The 19766-nt window shown below is 63.6% G+C and carries 23 protein-coding genes; 15 read left to right on the forward strand and 8 right to left on the reverse strand.

Annotated features, from left to right (window positions below; all coding sequences use genetic code 11):
* On the forward strand, nucleotides 1–669 hold the full coding sequence (locus CQ020_RS18490) for a 3-oxoacid CoA-transferase subunit B (protein WP_105693172.1): 669 nt from the start codon (nucleotides 1–3) through the stop codon (nucleotides 667–669).
* Between the two features lie 30 nt (nucleotides 670–699).
* Complete coding sequence (locus tag CQ020_RS18495) at nucleotides 700–1503, forward strand: IclR family transcriptional regulator C-terminal domain-containing protein (protein WP_105693173.1); 804 nt, start codon at nucleotides 700–702, stop codon at nucleotides 1501–1503.
* Between the two features lie 83 nt (nucleotides 1504–1586).
* Here CQ020_RS18495 and CQ020_RS18500 read toward each other — a convergent pair whose 3' ends face one another.
* Nucleotides 1587–1931: an iron chaperone gene (locus CQ020_RS18500; protein WP_105693174.1), complete on the reverse strand. Its 345-nt coding sequence runs from the start codon at nucleotides 1929–1931 to the stop codon at nucleotides 1587–1589.
* A 94-nt stretch (nucleotides 1932–2025) separates the two neighbouring features.
* Entirely contained in the window at nucleotides 2026–2424 is a 399-nt protein-coding gene (locus tag CQ020_RS18505) for a RidA family protein (protein WP_011776627.1), read from the reverse strand.
* A 135-nt stretch (nucleotides 2425–2559) separates the two neighbouring features.
* Between CQ020_RS18505 and CQ020_RS18510 the strand changes: the two genes are divergently transcribed.
* The 7 genes from CQ020_RS18510 to CQ020_RS18540 are packed head-to-tail and all read left to right on the forward strand — an operon-like array spanning nucleotide 2560 to nucleotide 10735.
* Nucleotides 2560–3414, forward strand: coding sequence for a fumarylacetoacetate hydrolase family protein (locus tag CQ020_RS18510; protein ID WP_105693175.1), 855 nt, complete (start codon nucleotides 2560–2562; stop codon nucleotides 3412–3414).
* A 17-nt stretch (nucleotides 3415–3431) separates the two neighbouring features.
* Nucleotides 3432–3914: a cupin domain-containing protein gene (locus tag CQ020_RS18515; protein WP_105693176.1), complete on the forward strand. Its 483-nt coding sequence runs from the start codon at nucleotides 3432–3434 to the stop codon at nucleotides 3912–3914.
* 2 nt (nucleotides 3915–3916) lie between these two features.
* The gene (locus CQ020_RS18520) at nucleotides 3917–4789 is read left to right on the forward strand and encodes an acyl-CoA thioesterase II (RefSeq protein WP_105693177.1); all 873 of its coding nucleotides are present in this window, start codon (nucleotides 3917–3919) and stop codon (nucleotides 4787–4789) included.
* 59 nt (nucleotides 4790–4848) lie between these two features.
* A complete protein-coding gene (locus CQ020_RS18525) occupies nucleotides 4849–6537 on the forward strand; it encodes an AMP-binding protein (RefSeq protein WP_105693178.1) in 1689 nt (562 codons plus the stop codon).
* Between the two features lie 15 nt (nucleotides 6538–6552).
* On the forward strand, nucleotides 6553–8946 hold the full coding sequence (locus CQ020_RS18530; protein ID WP_105693179.1) for a bifunctional salicylyl-CoA 5-hydroxylase/oxidoreductase: 2394 nt from the start codon (nucleotides 6553–6555) through the stop codon (nucleotides 8944–8946).
* A gap of 2 nt (nucleotides 8947–8948) precedes the next feature.
* Nucleotides 8949–10319, forward strand: a complete 1371-nt coding sequence (locus CQ020_RS18535) for an aromatic acid/H+ symport family MFS transporter (RefSeq protein ID WP_105693180.1) — start codon at nucleotides 8949–8951, stop codon at nucleotides 10317–10319.
* Between the two features lie 8 nt (nucleotides 10320–10327).
* On the forward strand, nucleotides 10328–10735 hold the full coding sequence (locus CQ020_RS18540; protein ID WP_105693181.1) for a thioesterase family protein: 408 nt from the start codon (nucleotides 10328–10330) through the stop codon (nucleotides 10733–10735).
* On the opposite strand, the gene CQ020_RS18545 is transcribed toward CQ020_RS18540, so the two are convergent.
* Together CQ020_RS18545 and CQ020_RS18550 are read right to left on the reverse strand one after the other, a co-directional pair.
* Nucleotides 10732–11142, reverse strand: coding sequence for a VOC family protein (locus CQ020_RS18545; RefSeq protein WP_105693182.1), 411 nt, complete (start codon nucleotides 11140–11142; stop codon nucleotides 10732–10734). The genes CQ020_RS18540 and CQ020_RS18545 overlap by 4 nt on opposite strands.
* Nucleotides 11143–11158: 16 nt before the next feature.
* Nucleotides 11159–11536, reverse strand: a complete 378-nt coding sequence (locus CQ020_RS18550) for a VOC family protein (protein ID WP_105693183.1) — start codon at nucleotides 11534–11536, stop codon at nucleotides 11159–11161.
* A gap of 22 nt (nucleotides 11537–11558) precedes the next feature.
* On the opposite strand from CQ020_RS18550, the gene CQ020_RS18555 reads away from it, so the two are divergent.
* Complete coding sequence (locus tag CQ020_RS18555) at nucleotides 11559–12545, forward strand: PaaX family transcriptional regulator C-terminal domain-containing protein (RefSeq protein WP_258142078.1); 987 nt, start codon at nucleotides 11559–11561, stop codon at nucleotides 12543–12545.
* A 21-nt stretch (nucleotides 12546–12566) separates the two neighbouring features.
* Here the strand turns inward: CQ020_RS18555 and CQ020_RS18560 are convergent, their stop codons facing one another.
* Both CQ020_RS18560 and CQ020_RS18565 read right to left on the reverse strand, forming a co-directional pair.
* Entirely contained in the window at nucleotides 12567–13349 is a 783-nt protein-coding gene (locus tag CQ020_RS18560; protein ID WP_181151951.1) for a VOC family protein, read from the reverse strand.
* A 218-nt stretch (nucleotides 13350–13567) separates the two neighbouring features.
* On the reverse strand, nucleotides 13568–14209 hold the full coding sequence (locus tag CQ020_RS18565) for an NADPH-dependent F420 reductase (RefSeq protein WP_105693185.1): 642 nt from the start codon (nucleotides 14207–14209) through the stop codon (nucleotides 13568–13570).
* Between the two features lie 82 nt (nucleotides 14210–14291).
* Between CQ020_RS18565 and CQ020_RS18570 the strand changes: the two genes are divergently transcribed.
* Both CQ020_RS18570 and CQ020_RS18575 read left to right on the forward strand, forming a co-directional pair.
* Complete coding sequence (locus CQ020_RS18570; protein ID WP_258142079.1) at nucleotides 14292–14630, forward strand: hypothetical protein; 339 nt, start codon at nucleotides 14292–14294, stop codon at nucleotides 14628–14630.
* Complete coding sequence (locus CQ020_RS18575) at nucleotides 14620–15324, forward strand: HAD family hydrolase (protein WP_105693186.1); 705 nt, start codon at nucleotides 14620–14622, stop codon at nucleotides 15322–15324. The genes CQ020_RS18570 and CQ020_RS18575 overlap by 11 nt, the downstream gene beginning before the upstream one ends.
* A 40-nt stretch (nucleotides 15325–15364) precedes the next feature.
* On the opposite strand, the gene CQ020_RS18580 is transcribed toward CQ020_RS18575, so the two are convergent.
* Entirely contained in the window at nucleotides 15365–15748 is a 384-nt protein-coding gene (locus CQ020_RS18580; RefSeq protein ID WP_105693187.1) for a hypothetical protein, read from the reverse strand.
* 125 nt (nucleotides 15749–15873) lie between these two features.
* Complete coding sequence (locus tag CQ020_RS18585; protein ID WP_105693188.1) at nucleotides 15874–16485, reverse strand: NADPH-dependent FMN reductase; 612 nt, start codon at nucleotides 16483–16485, stop codon at nucleotides 15874–15876.
* A gap of 186 nt (nucleotides 16486–16671) precedes the next feature.
* Between CQ020_RS18585 and CQ020_RS18590 the strand changes: the two genes are divergently transcribed.
* Genes CQ020_RS18590 through CQ020_RS18600 form a run of 3 tightly spaced genes read left to right on the forward strand, consistent with a single transcriptional unit; the run spans nucleotide 16672 to nucleotide 19588 of the window.
* Entirely contained in the window at nucleotides 16672–17868 is a 1197-nt protein-coding gene (locus CQ020_RS18590; RefSeq protein ID WP_105693189.1) for a Re/Si-specific NAD(P)(+) transhydrogenase subunit alpha, read from the forward strand.
* A complete protein-coding gene (locus CQ020_RS18595; protein ID WP_105693190.1) occupies nucleotides 17868–18218 on the forward strand; it encodes an NAD(P) transhydrogenase subunit alpha in 351 nt (116 codons plus the stop codon). Before CQ020_RS18590 ends, CQ020_RS18595 begins: the two co-directional genes overlap by 1 nt.
* Nucleotides 18215–19588, forward strand: a complete 1374-nt coding sequence (locus CQ020_RS18600) for an NAD(P)(+) transhydrogenase (Re/Si-specific) subunit beta (RefSeq protein WP_024818679.1) — start codon at nucleotides 18215–18217, stop codon at nucleotides 19586–19588. Before CQ020_RS18595 ends, CQ020_RS18600 begins: the two co-directional genes overlap by 4 nt.
* Nucleotides 19589–19766 lie beyond the last annotated feature (178 nt).

The following is a 19766-nucleotide window of genomic DNA, read 5'->3' on the forward strand; positions in this document are numbered from 1 at the left end:
ATGAGCACCCAAACGAGCATCCAGACCTCCGACAAGCCGCTGGGCCGCGATGAGCTCGCCCAGTTGGTGGCCCGCGACATCGTCCCCGGGTCGTTCGTGAACCTGGGCATCGGCCAGCCCACTCTCGTGTCCAACTACCTCACCGAGGAACAGAACATCACGCTCCACACGGAGAACGGGATGCTCGGAATGGGCCCGGCCGCTGAGGGCGACGAGATCGACGGCGACTTGATCAATGCCGGAAAGATCCCCGTCACCGAACTTCCCGGGGCCTCGTACTTCCACCACGCTGACTCGTTCGCGATCATGCGCGGCGGGCACCTGGACATCTGCGTGCTGGGGGCGTTCCAGGTTTCTGCCACCGGTGACCTCGCCAACTGGCACACCGGCGCCCCGGACGCGATCCCCGCCGTCGGTGGTGCGATGGATTTGGCCACCGGCGCCAAGGACGTGTTCGTGATGATGACGCTGCTGACCCGCGAGGGCGTGTCCAAGCTCGTGGAACAGTGCACCTACCCGCTGACCGGCGTCGGCTGCGTCACCCGCGTGTACACAGACAAAGCTGTGTTCCTCACCGGACCCGACGGCGTCACCGTCCGCGAGACCTTCGGCTGCACCTTCGATGAAATCCAAGAGCTCGTGCCGCTGCCCCTGAAGAAAGCAGAGTAGGCCCCGCAGCGCACCCTAGGATTGGTAACCATGACCGACTCCGCAGTTACCCCGCAGGCAAGCGATCAGTACGTCCAGTCGCTGGCCCGCGGGCTCGCCGTGATCCGGGCGTTCGACGCGAACAACCCCGTGATGACCCTCAGCGAAGTCGCAGCCCGGACGGACCTGACCCGCGCCACGGCCCGGAGGTTCCTGCACACCTTGGTTGAGTTGGGTTACGTCCGCACCGACGGCAAGACCTTCGCACTCACCGCCAAGGTGCTGCAGCTCGGGTACTCGTATCTTTCGGCGCTGTCTTTGCCCCAGTTGGCGCAGCCGCACCTGGAACAGCTCAGCCTGAAGCTGGGGGAGTCCACCTCCGCCGCGGTGCTGGACGGGCCGGACATTTTCTACGTAGCCCGCGTAGCCACGCGCCGGATCATGAACGTCGGGATCACTGTGGGCACCCGCTTCCCGGCGTACGCCACGTCCATGGGTCGCGTCCTGCTCGCCGGATTGCCGCAGGCCAAGCTGGAGGCTTACCTCACGACGGCGGAGCTCACCCCGCTCACGCCGCGAACCGTCGCCAGCGTGCCCGACTTGAGGGCCGCCGTCGAGCAGGTCCGTGCGCAAGGCTGGTGCCTGCTCGACCAGGAGCTGGAACTCGGCCTGATGTCCATCGCAGCCCCGGTGTGGAACCACAACAACGGCGACAACGTTGCCGCCATCAACGTGTCCTTGCAGGCCCAGGCCGTCGCAGCACAGCCAGATCCTGAGAAGTACCTCGATGGAGTGCGGCAGGAAGTAGTGGCCACGGCCAACGCCATCTCGCAGGACGTCTCGGCGAAGCACTAACCCACCCAAGTAGGTCGCAGATCAGGCCGTTGTGGGCGCTCAGAACGGCCTGAACTGCGACTCAGTTGGGACAGGCGGGGGGGCTACTTCCGGATTGCCGCCAACCGCGTTTCCAGGATCCGGCGAACCATGGAGTCCGGCACGGGGTTGTCCGCAGAAAAGCGCAGCGTCCCCGGTGACCACGAGTAACCGCCAAGCTCCTCCGACATTTCCGGCAGGATCTGCCCACTGAACGGGTACAGCGCCAGGTGCTTCTTGGTTTCGAGCACGCTCACCAGGCCCTTGCCATCAACCAGCAGCGCAGGCATGCCGTAGCTGACGCCTTCTTCAGCCTCGGGCGCGAGTTCGCGGGCGATCCCCACAATCCGCTCCAGAATCGGGCGGTTGCCCTCGCTGACGCTTTCCAGATATTCGGTGACGGTTCCCATGGCCTAATCCTGCGCCAAAGAGTGGAGTTTTTGTACAGCTCATGACCTCTAGAAGCGGGTTTAAGGGCGGTATCTGTACAAAAACTCCAGAGGCTTAGCGCTCCGGGATCACCGCGATGCCCTGGATTTCGATCAGTGCCTCTTTCTGCCAGAGGCGGGTGACGCCGATGCCGGCCATGGCGGGGTACTGCGATCCTGCCATTTCGCGCCAGATGCGTCCGATTTCGCGGCCGTTGGCCATGTAGTCGTCCACGTCCGTGAGGTAGATGGTCACGTTCACCAAGTCCTCGGGCTCTCCGCCGGCCTCGCGCAGGGTGGTGATCACGTTGGAGAACGCCTGGGTGAACTGCTCCACGATGCCACCGGGAACGATGTTCATGTTCTTGTCCAGGGCCGTTTGGCCGCCCAGGAAAACGGTGTTGCCAGCCAGGATTCCGTGCGCGAAACCCGATGGCTTGGGCAGCGATTCCGGGTTGATCGTTGTGTGGCTCATGCTGTTCCTCCTCGTTGTGGCAACTGCAAAAACTTTTGGAAAGCCTCTGTGCAGATCATTTCCGCCGTGCTACGTTGAGCATATGTGACGATCGTAAAAAAGTCGACACATCACAAATCTCGAAGGGAACCCGCAATGAAACTAGCCACTTTGCGAACGGCCGGCGGAAGTACGACGGCGGCGCTGGCCACGGGCGCCGACTCTTACCTCGCGTTGCCCGCCACTGACGTGGGGGAACTCCTGGCCCAGGCGGACTGGCGTGCCGTGGTGGAGGCGGCTGCCGAGTCCAAGGATCAGACGGTCATTGCAGCAGCCGACGCGGACCTCGCGCCGCTCCTGCCCCACGCAGGCAAAGTCATCTGCTGCGGCCTGAACTACGGTGACCACATCCAGGAAATGGGCCGCGAACTTCCCGAGTTCCCCACCCTCTTCGCCAAGTATGCGGACACCCTGGTGGGTGCGGACGACGCTGTGGAAGTCCACGGCAGCGGCCGCGTCGACTGGGAAGCCGAACTCGCCGTAGTCGTCGGTTCCGAGCTGTACCGGGCGGATGAAGACCAAGCCCGTGAGGCCATTGCCGGGTACACCGTGGCCAACGATGTTTCCATGCGCGACTGGCAGAACCGGACGCTGCAGTGGTTCCAAGGCAAAGCCTGGGACGGCACTACGCCTGTAGGCCCGGTCATGCTGACGGCGGACGAGGCAGGGGCCGACTTTGAGGTCCGCGGCTACGTCAACGGCGAGCTGGTGCAGGAAGGGAACACGCGCACATTGGTGTTCGGCCCCGCGCAGCTCCTGTCCTACATCTCGCAGTTCACCACCCTGCGCCCCGGGGACCTCGTCCTCACCGGAACTCCCGGGGGAGTAGGGATGGGAATGACCCCGCCGCGCTTCCTCAAGGACGGCGACGTCCTCACCACCGAAATCGACGGAATCGGCCGCCTGGAAAACCGGTTCCGCATCCACGCACACGCTGCAGCAACCGTCTAACAACAAAGGAGAACCCCATGAGCCAGAGCACCACCGAATACGTCCTCGAAGGCGACAACTCCATCTACGCCCAGGCGGACGGCAAGGTTGTCCCCGTCGTCACCCGTGCCGGCGCGGAAGACACCAACACGGCCCAGTCCGGCGATTGCATCCGGGTCTCCGGCGTCAGCATCCAGCACACCCCGGCAACCAAGATCTGGTTCGGCCAGGTATCCAACACCCCCGGTTACCGCTCACTCCCGCACCACCACGGCGAGGCCGAAACAGGCGGCTACGTACTCCGAGGGCACGGCCGCATCTACTTCGGCGAAAACTACTCCGAGTTCCTGGACATGAAGGCCGGTGACTGGGTTTTCGTGCCGCCCTTCATGCCCCACGTTGAAGCCAACATGTCCGTCACCGAAGAACTCGTCTGGCTCACCGCGCGCACGCCGGAAAACCTCGTGGTGAACCTCGAGGACGTGGCTGACGAAACCCTCGCCGACTACCGCCGGGTGTAGCCATGATCACTGGAACCCTGACCTCCGAGACCTTCCTCAAGGCAGTTGAACTCACGCCCACAACGGCCGAGGTCTTCGACGAAGCCTACGAAGCAACCACCCAGTACGTGCCGTGGCCCAAGGCTTACGGTGGAGACATGGTGGCACAGGCTGCGGCCGCAATGATGCGGTCCGTTGATGCTGACAGGACTTTGCACTCGATGCACAGCTACTTCATGCGCCCTGTGGATATCGGTTCCAGTGTCCGCTACGAAGTGGAGCGCTTGCGGGATGGTCGCGGGTACTCCACCCGCACGGTCCGCGGCTTCCAGAACGGCAAGCCCGTCTATGCGGCCATGGGTTCCTTTCAGGTTCCTGAGGACGGTCCGGACTTCCAGCCCGAGGCTCCTGCCGCCGTCGAGCCCGAATCGCTGCGGACGGCGGCGGAAGCGCTGGATGGCGTGGACGGCAAAGCCGCGGACTACTGGTCCACGGGCCGCAGCTTCGACATGCGCCATATTCCCGGTCCGGTATATATCGAACTTGAAGGTGGCTCGGTGCCGCAGCAGGCGATTTGGGTCAAGGCCTTCGACACCCTGCCCGACGACGCCGACCTCCACCGCACAGCTCTGGCTTACGTCTGTGACTACACGATTTTGGAACCGCTGCTCCGCGTCAACGGACTCAACTGGTCCAGCCCCGGACTCGCCACCGCCAGCCTGGACCACTCCATGTGGTTCCACCGCGATGGCCGCGCGGACGACTGGGTGCTCTACGCCCAGGACGCTCTATCCGGTCAAAGTAACAGGGGCCTCGCCATGGGCCGTTTCTTCGATCGCCAAGGAAGGCTCCTCGCCACGGTGGCCCAAGAGGGCATGATCCGGGCCGGCGCCTGAACAGCTTTTGTACCTCCCCAACCATCAGCTTCAACGACGCACCACTGAAAGGAACGGCCATGAGCATGACGCCATCGGCCCATGTGGACACGTTCACCCGCCACCACCTGCCGCCCGCCGATACCTGGCCTGCGCTTGAATTCACCCTCCCCGAACTCCACTACCCGGAGCGGCTCAATGCTGCTGCCGTGCTGATCGACGACGCTGTCGAAAAGTACGGCGCCGACCGCCCGGCCCTGTGGACACCCGATGGCTCTGTGTGGACCTATGGTCAGCTCCAGCAGCGCTCCAACCAGGTGGCCCAGGTCCTTACTGAAGACCTCGGCGTCGTGCCCGGCAACCGCGTGTTGCTGCGCGGGCCCAACAATCCTTGGATCGTCGCCGCCTGGCTTGGTGTTCTGAAAGCCGGCGCCGTAGTGGTCACCACCATGCCCATGCTGCGTTCCACGGAGGTCTCCACGCTCATCCAACTCACCAAGCCAGTAGTGGCTATCTCGGACCACCGCTTCGTGGACGAGCTCGCAATTGCGGCAGGGGAGGAGGTCGCCGTCCTGACGTACGGGGCCGGCAACGGATTCGACGACGACGGCGACCTCGCCTCGCGCTGCGGGCACAAGAGTGGCAAGTTCACGGCTGTGGACACCGCCGCTGACGACGTTGCCCTGCTGGGCCCGACGTCGGGCACCACCGGTGTGCCGAAGGTGACCATGCATTTCCACCGGGACATCCTGGCCAACGCTGACACCTTCGCCCGGTACATCCTGGAGCCCACTGCGGATGACGTCTTCGCCGGATCCCCGCCGTTGGCGTTCACGTTCGGGCTCGGCGGGCTGGTGGTCTTCCCACTCCGGTTCGGTGCGTCGTCGCTGCTCACGGAAAAGGCCGGGCCCGTGGAACTGGCCGAAGCCGCAGCCGCGGCAGGTGCCAGCATCCTCTTCACCGCACCCACGGCATACCGGGCGATCCTGAAAGAGAAGCGCGGAGATCTCCTCCGCGGCCTGCGCATGGCAGTCTCTGCGGGCGAGCACCTCTCCAAGGAAACTTGGGAAGCCGTGCATGAGGCTACGGGTTTGCGGCTGGTCAACGGGATCGGGGCCACGGAGATGCTCCACGTCTTCATTTCCGCAGCAGGAGACGACATCCGCCCCGGAACCACCGGCCGCGCGGTGCCGGGCTTCCGGGCCACCATCCTGGACGACGACGGCAACGAACTCGGCCCGGGCAGCATCGGGCGTCTGGCCGTGATCGGCCCCACCGGCTGCCGCTACCTGGATGACGCCCGCCAGACCAACTACGTGGTCCGTGGCTGGAACGTCACCGGCGATACGTTCTCCATGGACACCGACGGGTACTTCACCTACCAGGCCCGCTCGGACAACATGATCGTCTCCTCCGGCTACAACATCGGGGCACCCGAGGTTGAATCGGCCATCGATCAACATCCGGACGTGGTGGAGAACGCGGTCATCGGGATCCCGGACGAGGAGCGCGGAAGCATCGTCTGTGCCTTTGTCGTCCTACGTGAAGGCGTCACCGGCGACGCCACCAAGCGCAAGGAAATCCAGGACTTCGTGAAGCAGACCATCGCGCCGTACAAGTATCCGCGGGATGTTCGCTTCGTCGATGAACTGCCCCGCAACCCCAGCGGCAAACTTCAGCATTTCAAGCTCCGCGACAGGGTCCTCTCGCAGGACAAAACCGCGAGCCAGACCGAACAACTTACCCCCGCCGGCCAGAGCCAGGCCTGAGAAGGAGCAACACCCATGAAAATCGCAATCGTTGGAGGCGGCCCGGGCGGCCTGTACTTCGCAGCACTGATGAAGCAGCTGGACCCGTCGCATGACATCACCCTCTGGGAACGCAACGCTGCCAGCGACACCTTTGGCTTCGGCGTCGTGTTTTCCGATGAGACGCTGGGCGGCATCGGCAACGCTGATCCCGTGGTGGCCGAGTACATGAGCCGCCGCTTCGCCCGTTGGTCAGATATTGACATCCACTTCCGCGACGAAATGATCACCGTGGGCGGCCAGGGCTTCGCTGCCATGAGCCGCAAGGAACTGCTGGAACTGCTCCAGCGGCGTTGCATCGAACTGAACGTCGACGTGCGTTTCAGCACCTTGGCTCCCGCCGTTGAGGAACTTGAAGCCAACTACGATCTGGTGCTGGCTGCGGACGGCGTCAACTCGCAGATCCGGGCCAAGTACGCAGATTCCTTCAAGCCTGACCTTGATCCGCGCACCAACAAGTTCATGTGGCTTGGTACCAACCAGGTGTTCGAGGCCTTCAAGTTCTTCGTCAAGGAAACCGAGTGGGGCGTCATGCAGATCCACGGTTACCCCTACTCGGACGAGGGCTCCACGTTCATCGTGGAAATGCACCAGGACGTCTGGCATGCGGCAGGCTTCGACGAGACCGCCCATGAGGTTTTCCCTCCCGGTGTCTCGGATGAGAAGGCGATTGCCAAGATCCGCGAGATCTTCGCAGAGGAACTGAACGGCTACGAAGTCCTCACCAACAACTCCAAGTGGATCAACTTCACCACCGTCCGCAACGAGAACTGGCGCCACAATAACGTGGTCCTGCTGGGCGACGCGGCCCACACTGCCCACTTCTCCATCGGATCGGGCACCAAACTGGCCATGGAGGATTCCTTGGCCCTGGCCGCTTGCCTGCATGAGCACCCGGATGTGGAGTCTGCGCTGGCTGCCTATGAGGCGGAGCGTCGGCCGGTGGTCGCGTCCACTCAGCGTGCAGCGCAGGCATCCCTTGAGTGGTTCGAGCGGATCGGACAGTACAAGGACCAGGACCCCACGCAGTTCGCGTTCAACCTGCTTACCCGCAGCCGCCGTATCACCCAGGAAAACCTGCGCCTCCGCGATCCCGAGTTCGCGGATGCCGTTGACCGCGATTTCGCTTCGTCACAAGGACTGACAGAGGTAGCACCGGCCATGTTCCAGCCGTTCCGTATTGGCGGGTTGGAGCTGAAGAACCGCATTGTGGTTTCCCCGATGGACATGTACTCAGCCACGGACGGTGTTCCGGGCGACTTCCACAAGGTCCACCTCGGCTCCAAGGCACTCGGTGGTGCTGGCCTGGTCATGACCGAAATGGTCTGCGTCTCCGCAGCGGGCCGCATCACCCCCGGCTGCAGCGGCCTGTACACGGACGATCAGCGTGACAGCTGGAAGGAAATCGTGGATTTCGTCCACAGCCGTTCCACCGCCAAGATTGGTGCCCAGCTGGGCCACTCGGGCCGCAAGGGCTCCACCAAGCTCATGTGGGAAGGCATCGACCAGCCGCTCGAGTCCGGCAACTGGACCGCCGTCGGCCCTTCCGCGCTGCCGTACAGCCCGGAGAACCAAACCCCCGTGGAGCTGGACCGTTCAGGCATGGACGCCATCAAGGCCGAGTTCGTTGCTTCCACGGTGCGTGCCGAGGAAGCAGGCTTCGATCTCCTGGAAATCCACGCCGCCCACGGCTACCTGCTCTCGTCCTTCCTTTCGCCGGTGTCCAACAAGCGGACCGACGAATACGGCGGCAGCTTGGAGAACCGGCTGCGGTTCCCGTTGGAAGTGTTCGACGCCGTTCGCGCGGCTTGGCCGGCCAGCAAGCCGGTGACAGTACGCATCTCCGCCACCGACTGGATCGAGGGCGGCAACACCTCCGACGATTCTGTCGAGATGGCCCGGGCGTTCGTCGCACACGGTGCCGCCGGACTGGATGTTTCCACCGGACAGGTCGCCAAGGAAGAGAAGCCTGCTTTCGGCCGCAGCTACCAGACCCCGTTCGCCGACCGTATCCGTCAGGAAGTGGCCGCACCGGCAGGCGTGGCTGTGATCGCCGTCGGCGCCATCTCCACCTACGACGACGTGAACTCCATCCTCCTCGCCGGGCGTGCAGACCTTATCGCTCTGGGCCGCACTCACCTCTACGATCCTCAGTGGACGTTGCATGCTGCCGCTGAACAGGAGTACCAAGGGCCCGGTGCTGACTGGATTCCACAGTTCCGTGCCGGTCGTCGCAAGCCGCCGAGCTCACGCACCGACGCCGTTCGTCCCCGCCTTTCCTTACTGAAGGAAGCGGACCTTGAAGAGGTCAACAACACCCACCTGCGCTGGACTCCTGAGTCCGCCACGGCATCGGTTTTGGTGAAGTAGCCATGGCCACCGCACCCATCAACAACTGGAACGTGCCCAAGAAGACCACCGGCCTGGTGTTGTTCTGCTGCTGGCTCGCCATCCTTGCCGAAGGCTATGACGTGGGCGTCCTGGGAGCCATCCTTCCCGCTCTTGCCGAGTACAAGGAATGGAACCTTAGCCCGCTGGCACTCGGCGGACTTGGATCATATGCCCTGATCGGCATGCTTATTGGTGCCCTGTTCATCGGCACGCTCAGCGACCTCGTGGGCCGCAAGAAAATGCTCCTGGCCTCCATGGTGATCTTCACGATTACCCAGGCCGGCGCTGCGTGGGCTCCGACGCCGGAACTCTTCGGCCTGTTCAGGCTGATCGGCGGCTTGGGCATGGGCGGTGTCATCCCGGTGGCAGCAGCCCTGACCATCGAGTACTCGGCTCCCAACAAGCGGTCCTATAACTATGGCCTCATGTACTCCGGCTACTCGCTGGGTATTGTGGCAGCCGCACTGGCAGCCCTGTTCGTCCTGCCCATGGGTGGCTGGCGTGCGGTGATCGCGATCGGTGCCGCACCGGTGGTCCTGATTCCGATTATCTGGAAGTTCCTGCCTGAATCCTTGGAATTCCTCGAGTCGAAGGGCCGGAAGTCCGAGGCCAAGGCCCTGGCTGCCAAGCTGAACATCGCCAACTACACGCCGGTTGTTGCCGTGGCTCCCGCTGTTCCTGTTGCCCAAGGCGGTCAGGCCGATCCGTGGTGGAAGACCATCACCACCATGTTCTCGCGGAAGTACTTGCGGTCCACGGTATTCTTCTGGATCTCGCTGTTCTGCGGCCTGGTGCTGGTCTACGGCCTGAACACCTGGCTGCCGAGCATCATGAAGAAGGCCGGCTATGACCTGGGCTCATCCCTGACGTTCCTCCTGGTCTTCAGCCTCGCTTCCGCAATCGGTGGCCTGCTCCTGGGCCGCGCCGCGGACAAGTACGGCAAGAAGCTCATCCTGGTGGTGTTCTACATCCTGGGCGGCCTGGGCATCATGCTGCTGGTCTTCCCCAACACCATGGTGGTCAACCTGCTGTTCGTGGCCTTCGCCGGCGTCGGTTCCATCTCCACATCGCTGGTCCTCACCGGCTACATCGCCGACTACTACCCGGCAAAGGTCCGCGGCACGGCAACGGGCTGGGCGTTGAGCTTCGCCCGCCTGGGTGCCATTTCAGGACCGTTGATCGGTGGCTGGATCGCAGGTTCCAAGCTGCCCTTCGAAGCCAACTTCGCGATCTTCGCCGGCATCGCGGTACTGGCCGCTGGTGCTGTGGCAATGATTCCCAAGCCACAGCCCGAGGTGCCCCTTGCCGCCGTCGACCTTGATCCCAACGACGCCAGCGTCAGCGCGCGCTAGGAGCAATCATGGACAGGTTTCCGGAGGCGTGCGTCGAGCGAACGGTGGAATGGGTGGACACCGACGCCTCCGGACACCAACACAACTCAGCCATCCTGCGGTGGGTTGAGGCTGCCGAGGCCGAGCTGTTCCGAAAGCTGGAGCTGCCGGACTATTTCCCCAGTGCCCCGCGGGTGCAGCAAGTCATCAACTACAAGGCCAAGCTGTGGTTCGGCCAGCGCATCACCGCCACGGTGAAGATCCACGCGCTCGGCCGGACCTCGCTGACCATGGCTTTTGAGGTAGCGTCCGACGCCGGTGAGGTCGCCGCGTACGGGACGGTCACCACGGTGCACGTCCCCCAAGGAAGCGCTTCGGCGCAGCCGTGGCCGGAGCACCTGGTCCGGGCTGTTAATCCCCCGGAGGGTCCGGTTTAGGCCTCGACGTTCTGGCTGATGGCGAGTACTCCGCCGCTGGGATCGGCCAGCACGGCATTACGGAAGCCCGGGGCGTCTGTGGGTGGCATCAGCAGCGAACCGCCGAGTTCCACCACTCGGCGGGACACAGCAACGGCATCGGACACCTGAACGTTGACAGCCCAGTGGGGCGGCACGCCTGCGCCGGGGCTGGCCAACGTCGCTACGGCAACCACGTCATCCGGCAGGGTTGGATGATTTGCCCGCCGGGTGCTGCCGGCCAGTCGCCACAGTCCCACGCCTGCGCCGGGCGCCATCTCAAGCCGCCACCCAAAAACCGTTGAGTAGAACTTCTCTGCGCTGGCCATATCCGGGGTGTGCAGGGCACTCATCTGCCAAGCACCAGGCGAATCGACGATCTCCGCCACGGTGGGGGCAGCGCCTTCACGTATTCCGAAAGGCGCCCCACTGGGATCGGCAAACAGTGCTGAACGCTCGCCTTTGCCCCCCTCTCGGAACGCCAGCGTCTGTAGGGCCAACGAGAAGCCTTCCGCCGCCCTCCGCGATGAGAGCCGCCGATTCGTCGAGGTCCGCCACGAGGAAGTATGTGGCCCACCCGCCGCGGTCAAGCATGGGCGGGGCCTGCCCCACTCCAGCCACGCGTCGTCCGTCGAGCCGGGCAACGCGGTAATCAGCGGGTGACGCGTCCTCGAACGTCCACCCGAACAACGAGCCGTAGAACATTGCGGCTTTCCCGACGTCGGGCTGCAGTGACTCGACCCAGCAGGGCGCCCCTACGGGGTAGCTTGGCGCATCAGTCATGGTGGGGACCTCCAAGGAATAAGTGCCGGGATGCCGCTCAGCCTACGCCGGGCACAGAGGATCCCGCACCTATGATGAACTGGACTGGCGCCTGATGTGCGGCGCGGAAATGAGGACCCTTTCGATGTTCGCCGTCCCGGCACCCCCAGTGCGCCACCAGCAGCTGCTCGTCACGATTTTCGGCCTGTACGGCCGGAACGCGGGCGATGCATTGCCGGTTTCGGCGCTGATTTCCATGCTGGGTTCACTGGGATACGACGCCCCCGGCGTGAGGTCGTCAGTGTCCAGGCTCAAAGCCAAGGGTGTGCTGAAGAGCGTCCGTGAGGGCGGAATCGCCAAGTACAAGATTTCCGAATCTGTCAGCGATGTGTTCCGTGAAGGCGACCGGAGGATCTTCGCTCCGGAACAGCCTGCGCCTGTGGACACGTGGGTGCTGGCGGTATTCTCCGTGCCGGAATCGATGCGTAACCGCAGGCACCAGTTGCGTTCCGCTCTTTCCGGGCTGGGATTTGGTTCGGTGGCCAGCGGTGTCTGGATCGCGCCGGCACACAAGCTGGAGCAGGCCCGGGAACTGTTGACGGCGAGTGGACTGATCGAGTTCGTGGACCTGTTCCGCAGCGATTACGTTTTTGACGGCCCCATGAGACCCAAAATCTCCGAATGGTGGGACCTCAAGGAACTCGATGAGCAGTTCACCGAGTTCCTTGAGCTGTACCAGGGCGCTGGGCAGCAGTGGACCGAACGGGTGGGCGAAGATCCGGATGTTGCCTTGGCCGAGTCCACGGAAGAGCTGCGGCGTGACGCTTTCCGCTACTACATTCCGATGCTCACCATGTGGCGCCGGTTCCCCTACCGGGACCCGAACCTGCCAACCGATTACCTTCCACCCGAGTGGCATGGTCCCGAGGTGCGCAGGACGTTCCAGGCGGTTCATCGCCTGGCGTCACCCCTGGCCGCTGCACATGCGCACGAGGTCATTGCAGAGGCCTTGGATCCGGCCGTAGCCTGACCCGTCGCCTGATGTTCCCGGCTATTCGCTGGTTCGGGGTGCGTCGATGATGCCGAAAATTTCGCCTTGCGGAGCCTGGACAAGTGCCATGCGTCCCATCGGACTTTCAGCAACAGGCCTCAGGAGGGTGGCGCCAAGCTCCAACGCCCGCGTGGCAGTGCCGTCCACGTAGTCGCTGGCGAACCACGTCATCCAGTGGCCGGGCGTGTGCTCGGAGAGGTCGGTGTCGTGGTGGACGCCGCCCACCTCGCGGCCGTCCAGTGGCCTCCGGATGGTGGAGTAGACCAGACCTTCTTCCGTGACGTCCTGGTAGCTGACATCGAAGACCTCGGCGTAGAAGGTGCGCGCCGCGGCGTAGTCCCTGGTGTGGAGTTCATTCCAGCAGAGGGCGCCGTGCTCGTTGACGCGTTCCGCCCCAATGTGGCTGCCGGCTTGCCACACCCCAAAGACCCCGCCGACGGAATCAACCGCCAACGCCATGCGGCCGGAGTCCATGACGTCGAACGGGGGCGCCATCAGCTGTCCGCCGGCAGCAACTACCTTCTTGGACGTAACGTCCACATCGTCTGAAGCCAGGAACGTGGTCCAGACGGTGGGCATTCCCGGATCCTGTTTGGGGCCCAGCCCCGCAACGGCACGCCCGCCGACGTGCGCCAGGAGGTATTCCCCGGAATCCTGGCCGCCGGATACGAACTCCCAGCCGAAGAGATCCGAGTAGAAAGCCTTGGCGGCCTTGAGGTCGTCGACACCCAGGTCCACCCACATTGGTGTTGCTGCAGGCCAGTTAGAGATTTTGGTGGACACGGGACTCCTCGGGTTCGGGGCTCTAAGGGGCAGCTGCCTCCCCGGATGCCCCATGCGCGGGGCATCCGAGGAGGCAGCCATCCATAAAGTGCGGTCCGGACCCGATTCGTGACACGGTTTCCCACCAGAAATTGGAAGCGCTCCGCTTTACGGAAAGAACCTCCCAAAAAGGACGGCGGGCAAGCGTAAGCCGCTTGCCCGCCGTCGTGCGTTGTGGTTTAGACGGTGCGCGGAGCCTTGGCGAGGTTGTCCCGCAATTCCTCGGCGTTCTGGCGGATGACGTAGGCGGGACGGTCGCGCTCCACGCGCCAGCTGTCCTCGAGCGGGCCGATGTTGACGGTGTCGAAGCCGAACTCGTCGTACAGCTTGGTGACCAGGTCCGCGGCTTCGGGGAAGTCGCTCGCGGTGGCAAGTGCACGGCGGTTTGGGGTGCCGGCGGGTGTGCCGTCCGTGGTGATGTCCTTGGCGAAGATGTGGTTGAAGCCCTTGGCTACCTTGGAGGTGGGCAGATGCTTCTGGAGGAGCCCGGACGTGGTTGCCTCGCCGTTGTCCAGCGCGGGAATGCGGCCGTCGCGCTCCCAGTAGTAGTTGTTGGTGTCGATGACGATCTTGCCTTCAAGCGGCTCCGTGGGGATGCCCTGGTAGTTCTTCAGGGGAACGGTCACGACGGCGAAATCGCCCGCCGCTGCTGCCTCGACTGCCGTGGCCGCCCGGGCACGCGGCCCAAGTTCCGTGACCAGCTCACTGAGGGTTTCGGGTCCCCGTGAGTTGCTGATGACGACGTCGTAGCCCAGTTCGACGGCCTTTCGTGCGACCTGGCTGCCAATATGTCCTGCACCGATAATTCCGATTGTTGTCATGCCAGTGCCAACAACAAGTTGCAGACGCCTATTTCCCGCGTTACGTAATATGTCCAAAAGGATTATACTAAGGAGTCTTACTATGCCGATTGGCATCGAAGACGAGGAGGTAGCGATGGCCGGGCATTTGGAACTGGTTGAAACGCCTGATGGGGAATTTCGTATTTTGATGGTGGACGGCGATGACGTGCTGATGGGACTCTCCAAGCAGTTTTCGTCCATGGATGAGGCTGTTGAGGGAGTCGCAGCCATCAGGGAAGTTGCAGGGACGGGGCTTCTTCGCCCGGCTTCGGCTGAACGGTATGCCGTTCTGATGTTGGAGGAACCTGTGATCGACTCTGCGCTGGCTGCGCAGGGCGAGCAGGCCCAAGCGCGAGTACAGGCCCAAGCCCAACCAAAGGTGGTCAACTGTGGCAGCTGATTCAACATCACAAAAGAAGCGCGGAGTCCTCTTTGACGTGGACGGGACGCTCATCGACTCCAGTTACTTCCACGCCTTGGCGTGGTGGCAGGCGTTCCGACGCGAAGGACTGGACATCGAAATGTCCGCCATCCACCGGCGCGTCGGCATGGGCGGCGACAAACTGATCGAAAGCCTGGTCCCTGACTGCCCGGAGGGCATGCAGGAAGAACTGAAGTCCGCACACGGCGCCGTATTCTCAACGTTCTGGCCCACGCTGCGGCCTTTCGAATCAGTCCAGGACCTCCTGGCTGCCTGCTCCCATGCCGGACTGGCCGTGGGGCTGGCATCATCAGCTCAGGACCGCGACCTGGAGGTGAGCCGCCACATCCTGGATGCCGGTTCCTCCATCGACGCATGGACCAGTTCCAACGATGCCAAGGAGAGCAAACCCGCTCCGGACATCCTGCTTGCCTGCCTGGACAAGCTTGGACTCACACCGGAGGGCGCCGTCTTTGTTGGCGATGCAGTCTGGGACGTGAAGGCCGGCGCCGCTATTGGCGTGCCCGTCATTGCCCTCACCTGCGGTGGAATCAGTGAAGCCGAACTGCGCGACGCAGGTGCCGCGGAAGTCTATGACAACCCACGGCACCTGTTGGAGCACCTGGAAGCCAGCATCATCGGCAAGCTGATGACGGGGGAGCGGGACGCCTAACGTCCATCCGGGCGCCGGACGTGGCGTCCAGCGGGCGCATCTAGCGCGGCTCGTCGCTGATGCCCTTGTCCCGCCCGCGCCGGTTCCGCAGGGTCCAAATGATCAGTGCGATGATGATGACCGCCGCGACTCCCGCCAGAACCCAAGGCACGACGTCGGTGCGAGTCTGTTCTTGCTGCTCGGTCTCGCTGGTGCCTGGATTGGCCGGCCCCGTGCCGGCGGGATTTGAGACGTCGGTGGTCGGCTCTGCTGTGGGTGTCGCCGTAGACGGTCCGGAGGGGTTGCTGGGTTCGGGTGATGGGGTGCTGGTGGCGGCTACGCTGCCCTGCGTCACCACGGCTGCGTTCGCTGCAACGGTGGTGGAGAGTGAAGTCCCGGCTAAAAGGGTCACAGCAAGGGTGGTCATGGCCAATCTGCGAAGCATGGTTCCTCCTGGTTATTAGCATGATTTCTCACATAGTAAGCATACTGATCAACCGGAATTATGGATGCTGTTTGGCCGGTGCCGCCGGCCGCTTGTAGGCGTGGCAAGCGGCACCCGACGAAGCGTTACCGCGTGAGCTTGGCGGAATCCGGTTCCGGATCGCCGATGTGGCCAGGCGCGTTGGCCGCGAGGACACGCTGTACAAACGCGCTGTATTCCTCCATGTAGTGCCGCAGAAGCCCGGCCGTTCCTTCGTCCTTAACTGAACCGTCGTCGTCGTACGCGTCTGCGACGAAGCGGATGTAAGCCTCAGGTGCATTCAGCTGCGGCGCGTCCAGGAAGCTCAACACGCTGCGCATGGACGACTGCATCACGGCCGTTCCGATGCCACCTGGCGATGCGCCGATGATTCCGGTGGGCTTGCGCGCGAATGAATTGGTGCCCCACGGGCGTGAACCCCAGTCGATGGCATTCTTCAAGGCGCCCGGAATGGAGCGGTTGTACTCGGGGGAGATGAACAGGATGCCGTCCGACGCGGCGATGGCATCCTTCAAATCCCGCCCAGCCGGTGGGAAATCGGCGTCGTAATCCGAGCTGTACAAGGGAAGGTCTTTGATGGCGATCTCATGGAACTCAAGTTCCGGCGGCGCCACACTGATGAGGGCCTTGGAGAGGACCCGGTTGATGGAATTGCTTGCCAGGCTTCCGACGAAGTAACCGATTTTGAAGGTGTCCATAGTGGCGTTCCTTTCCGACGGCACGGCCGGAACCGGCTCGTCGACGGTGTGGTTGCTGGTTGGTCCCAGCTTCCACCGACCCTAGTGGACTTATGCACATAGCGCAGCCCCTACTCCCGCCCGGCCCCTCGCAGTCATAGACTCATGCCAACTGAGTTCTGGAGGGTTCCGGAAAAGGGGTGGCGGGTGAAGGCAGGCATAGCGCGCGAGGCGCTCGACGGTGAGCGACGTGTTGCCGCAACGCCGGAAACGGTGAAGCAACTGGTGGGGCTGGGACTAGAGGTTGAGCTGGAGTCCGGGGCCGGCCTGGCTTCAGGCCATAGCGACGATGATTATCGGCAGGCAGGCGCCTCCGTAGTACAGTCCCTGGACCTCGGGACCCTGGATGTTTACTGCCACGTGCGCCCCATGGAGCCGTCGACGGCGGCAGCTCTCCGCCGGGGTTCGGTCACCGTCGGCCTGGGGTCGCCGTCCTCGGAGCTGCCCACTGTGCGGGCGCTCGCCGCCAGCGGTATTACCTCTTTTGCCTTGGAACTGGTTCCACGAATATCCCGCGCCCAGTCCATGGATGCGCTCACCTCGCAGGCCCTGGTGGCAGGGTATCGCTGTGTGCTTGAGGCCGCCACGCGGTTGCCCCGGTTCTTCCCGCTGTACATGACGGCAGCGGGGACCATTCCACCCGCCCGTGTGCTGGTGCTCGGGGCCGGGGTGGCCGGCCTGCAGGCTATTGGAACTGCCAAAAGGCTCGGCGCCCGGGTCTCCGCCAACGACATCCGCCCGGCCTCGGCGGACGAAGTCGCATCCATGGGCGGAACGTTCATCAAGCTGGACCTGGAAACCGCAGAAGCATCCGGAGGATATGCCAGGGAGCTTAGTGCTGACCGGGGTGCCCTGCAGCGGGCCCTTTTGGCGCCGCACGTAGCTCAGGCCGACGTCCTGATTACCACTGCTGCCGTACCTGGACGGCGCGCCCCGCTTTTGGTGACGCGCCAGATGGTCCAGGGGATGCGGCCGGGATCCGTGGTGGTGGATCTGGCAGCCGAATCCGGCGGGAACGTTGAAGGAAGCATCCCCGGCCAGGACATCCCCATCCCTACGGGCGACGGCCAAGGCACAGTGACACTCGTGGGCATCAAGGATGCGGCGTCGGCGATGCCCGCTGATGCCTCGCGGCTGTTCGCAAAGAACGTGGCCAACCTCCTGGCCCTCGTGACTCGGGACGGCGCGGTGTCCCCGGACTTCTCGGATGAAGTGGTGGCCGGAACATGCCTGACCCACGACGGCCACGTCCGGCACGCACCCACTGCGGAAGCACTTGCGGCGCTCGCAGGGGAGACTGCGAATCCTGGCAGCGACCGGCCTGGCAGTGAAGGAGCGCGCTGATGGATGGCATGAGTTTGCTGACGATCACTGTCTTGGCGGTGTTCGTGGGTTTTGAAGTCGTTTCCAAGGTCTCCAGCACCTTGCATACGCCGCTCATGTCAGGCGCCAACGCGATCCACGGCATCATTCTGGTGGGCGCCATCATCGTCGCAGGGCAGGCTGCCGACCCTTGGGTGTTGGTGGTGGCACTGCTGGCGGTTGTCCTTGCCACGGCCAACCTCGTGGGCGGTTTCGTGGTGACCGACCGGATGCTGGAGATGTTCCGCGGACGGCAACGGCCGCCGTCGAACGCTGTTGTTCCTGAAGATCGCGGCTCCGTGGAGCCGGTCAAGAAGGAGGGCCGGCAATGACGCTTCTCAATCCCACCTGGACGGCGCTTCTGTACCTCGCCGCGGCGGCCTGCTTCATCCTCGCCCTGAAGGGCCTGAATTCGCCACGGACTGCCCGGCGGGGGAACCTGATTGGGGCATTTGGTGCCCTGCTGGCTGTGGTGACGGTGTTTGTCTCCGTGAAACTGGACAACATTCCTTGGATTCTTGGGGCCATAGCTGTGGGATCGGGCGTCGCTGCGCCGGTGGCCCGCCGGGTGCAAATGACGCAGATGCCCCAGCTCGTGGCCCTCTTCAACGGTGTGGGCGGTGGCGCTGCGGCCCTCGTGGCGTTGCTGGAACTCTCTCATACGGGTGATCCGTGGGTTCGCCTGGCCATCGTCTTCACGCTGCTGGTGGGTGCGGTGTCCTTCGCCGGGTCCGGGGTAACTTTCGCCAAACTTCAAGGGCTCATGACTACCCGGCCCGTGACGTTCCCCGGGCTGCCAGCCCTGATGGCCGTGGTGCTGCTGGCCGCCGTGGGCGCCGGGGTGGTGGTGATCCTGAACGGCTCCTTGGTATTGGCACTGGTCCTGCTGCTTTTGGGTCTTGCTGCCGGAATCCTGTTGGTGCTCCCCGTGGGTGGCGCTGATGTACCGATTGTCATTTCGCTCCTGAATGCCTTCACTGGCCTGGCCGTCGCGGCATCCGGACTGGTGCTGGGCAATGTCCTCCTGGTGGTGGCCGGCACGCTGGTGGGGGCTTCGGGCACCATCCTGACCCGGGCCATGGCTGCCGCGATGGGACGCAGCGTCGCGGGCATCATGTTCGGGGCCTTCAAGGGTGGATCCACCGCGGGCTCGACTGCCGTGAGCGAGCGGCCCGTACGATCCTCCAGCGCGGAAGACGTGGCAGTGTTACTCGGCTATGCGCAGCGGGTGATCATCGTTCCGGGATACGGCCTCGCCGTCGCCCAGGGTCAGCACACTGCCGCTGAGCTTGCCTTGGCCCTGGAAGCACGGGGAATTGAGGTTGACTTTGCTATCCATCCTGTGGCCGGCCGCATGCCGGGCCATATGAACGTGCTCCTTGCGGAGGCCAATGTGCCGTATGAGTCCTTGAAGGAGATGAGCGACATCAACTCCGAGTTCAAGACCACCGATGTGGCCCTGGTGGTGGGCGCCAATGATGTTGTGAACCCCGCGGCCAAGACCACCTCCGGGTCGCCGATCTACGGAATGCCCATTTTGGAAGTCGCTGACGCCCGGCAGGTAGTGTTCCTCAAGCGTTCCATGCGCCCCGGGTTTGCCGGTATAGAGAACGAACTGTTGTATGAGCCCCAAACCACCCTGCTATTTGGTGATGCAAAAGACTCCTTGACCAAGGTCCTGGGGGCGGTGAAGGCGCTCTAGCGGTAGTGTTTGGGACATGTCGAGTCCCGAGTCAGACAAGTCAGGGGTTGCCGGTCACACCGCCAGCCCCTTGAACCACTAGTTGCGACTGAACCACTAGTTGCGACCGAACCACTAGTTGGGTCTGTATCGCTAGTTGCGACGCCCACGTTCTGTGTGGGCGTATGTCTGGCTTATC

The sequence above is a fragment of the Arthrobacter sp. MYb23 genome (assembly GCF_002979775.1).
Lineage (GTDB): Bacteria > Actinomycetota > Actinomycetes > Actinomycetales > Micrococcaceae > Arthrobacter.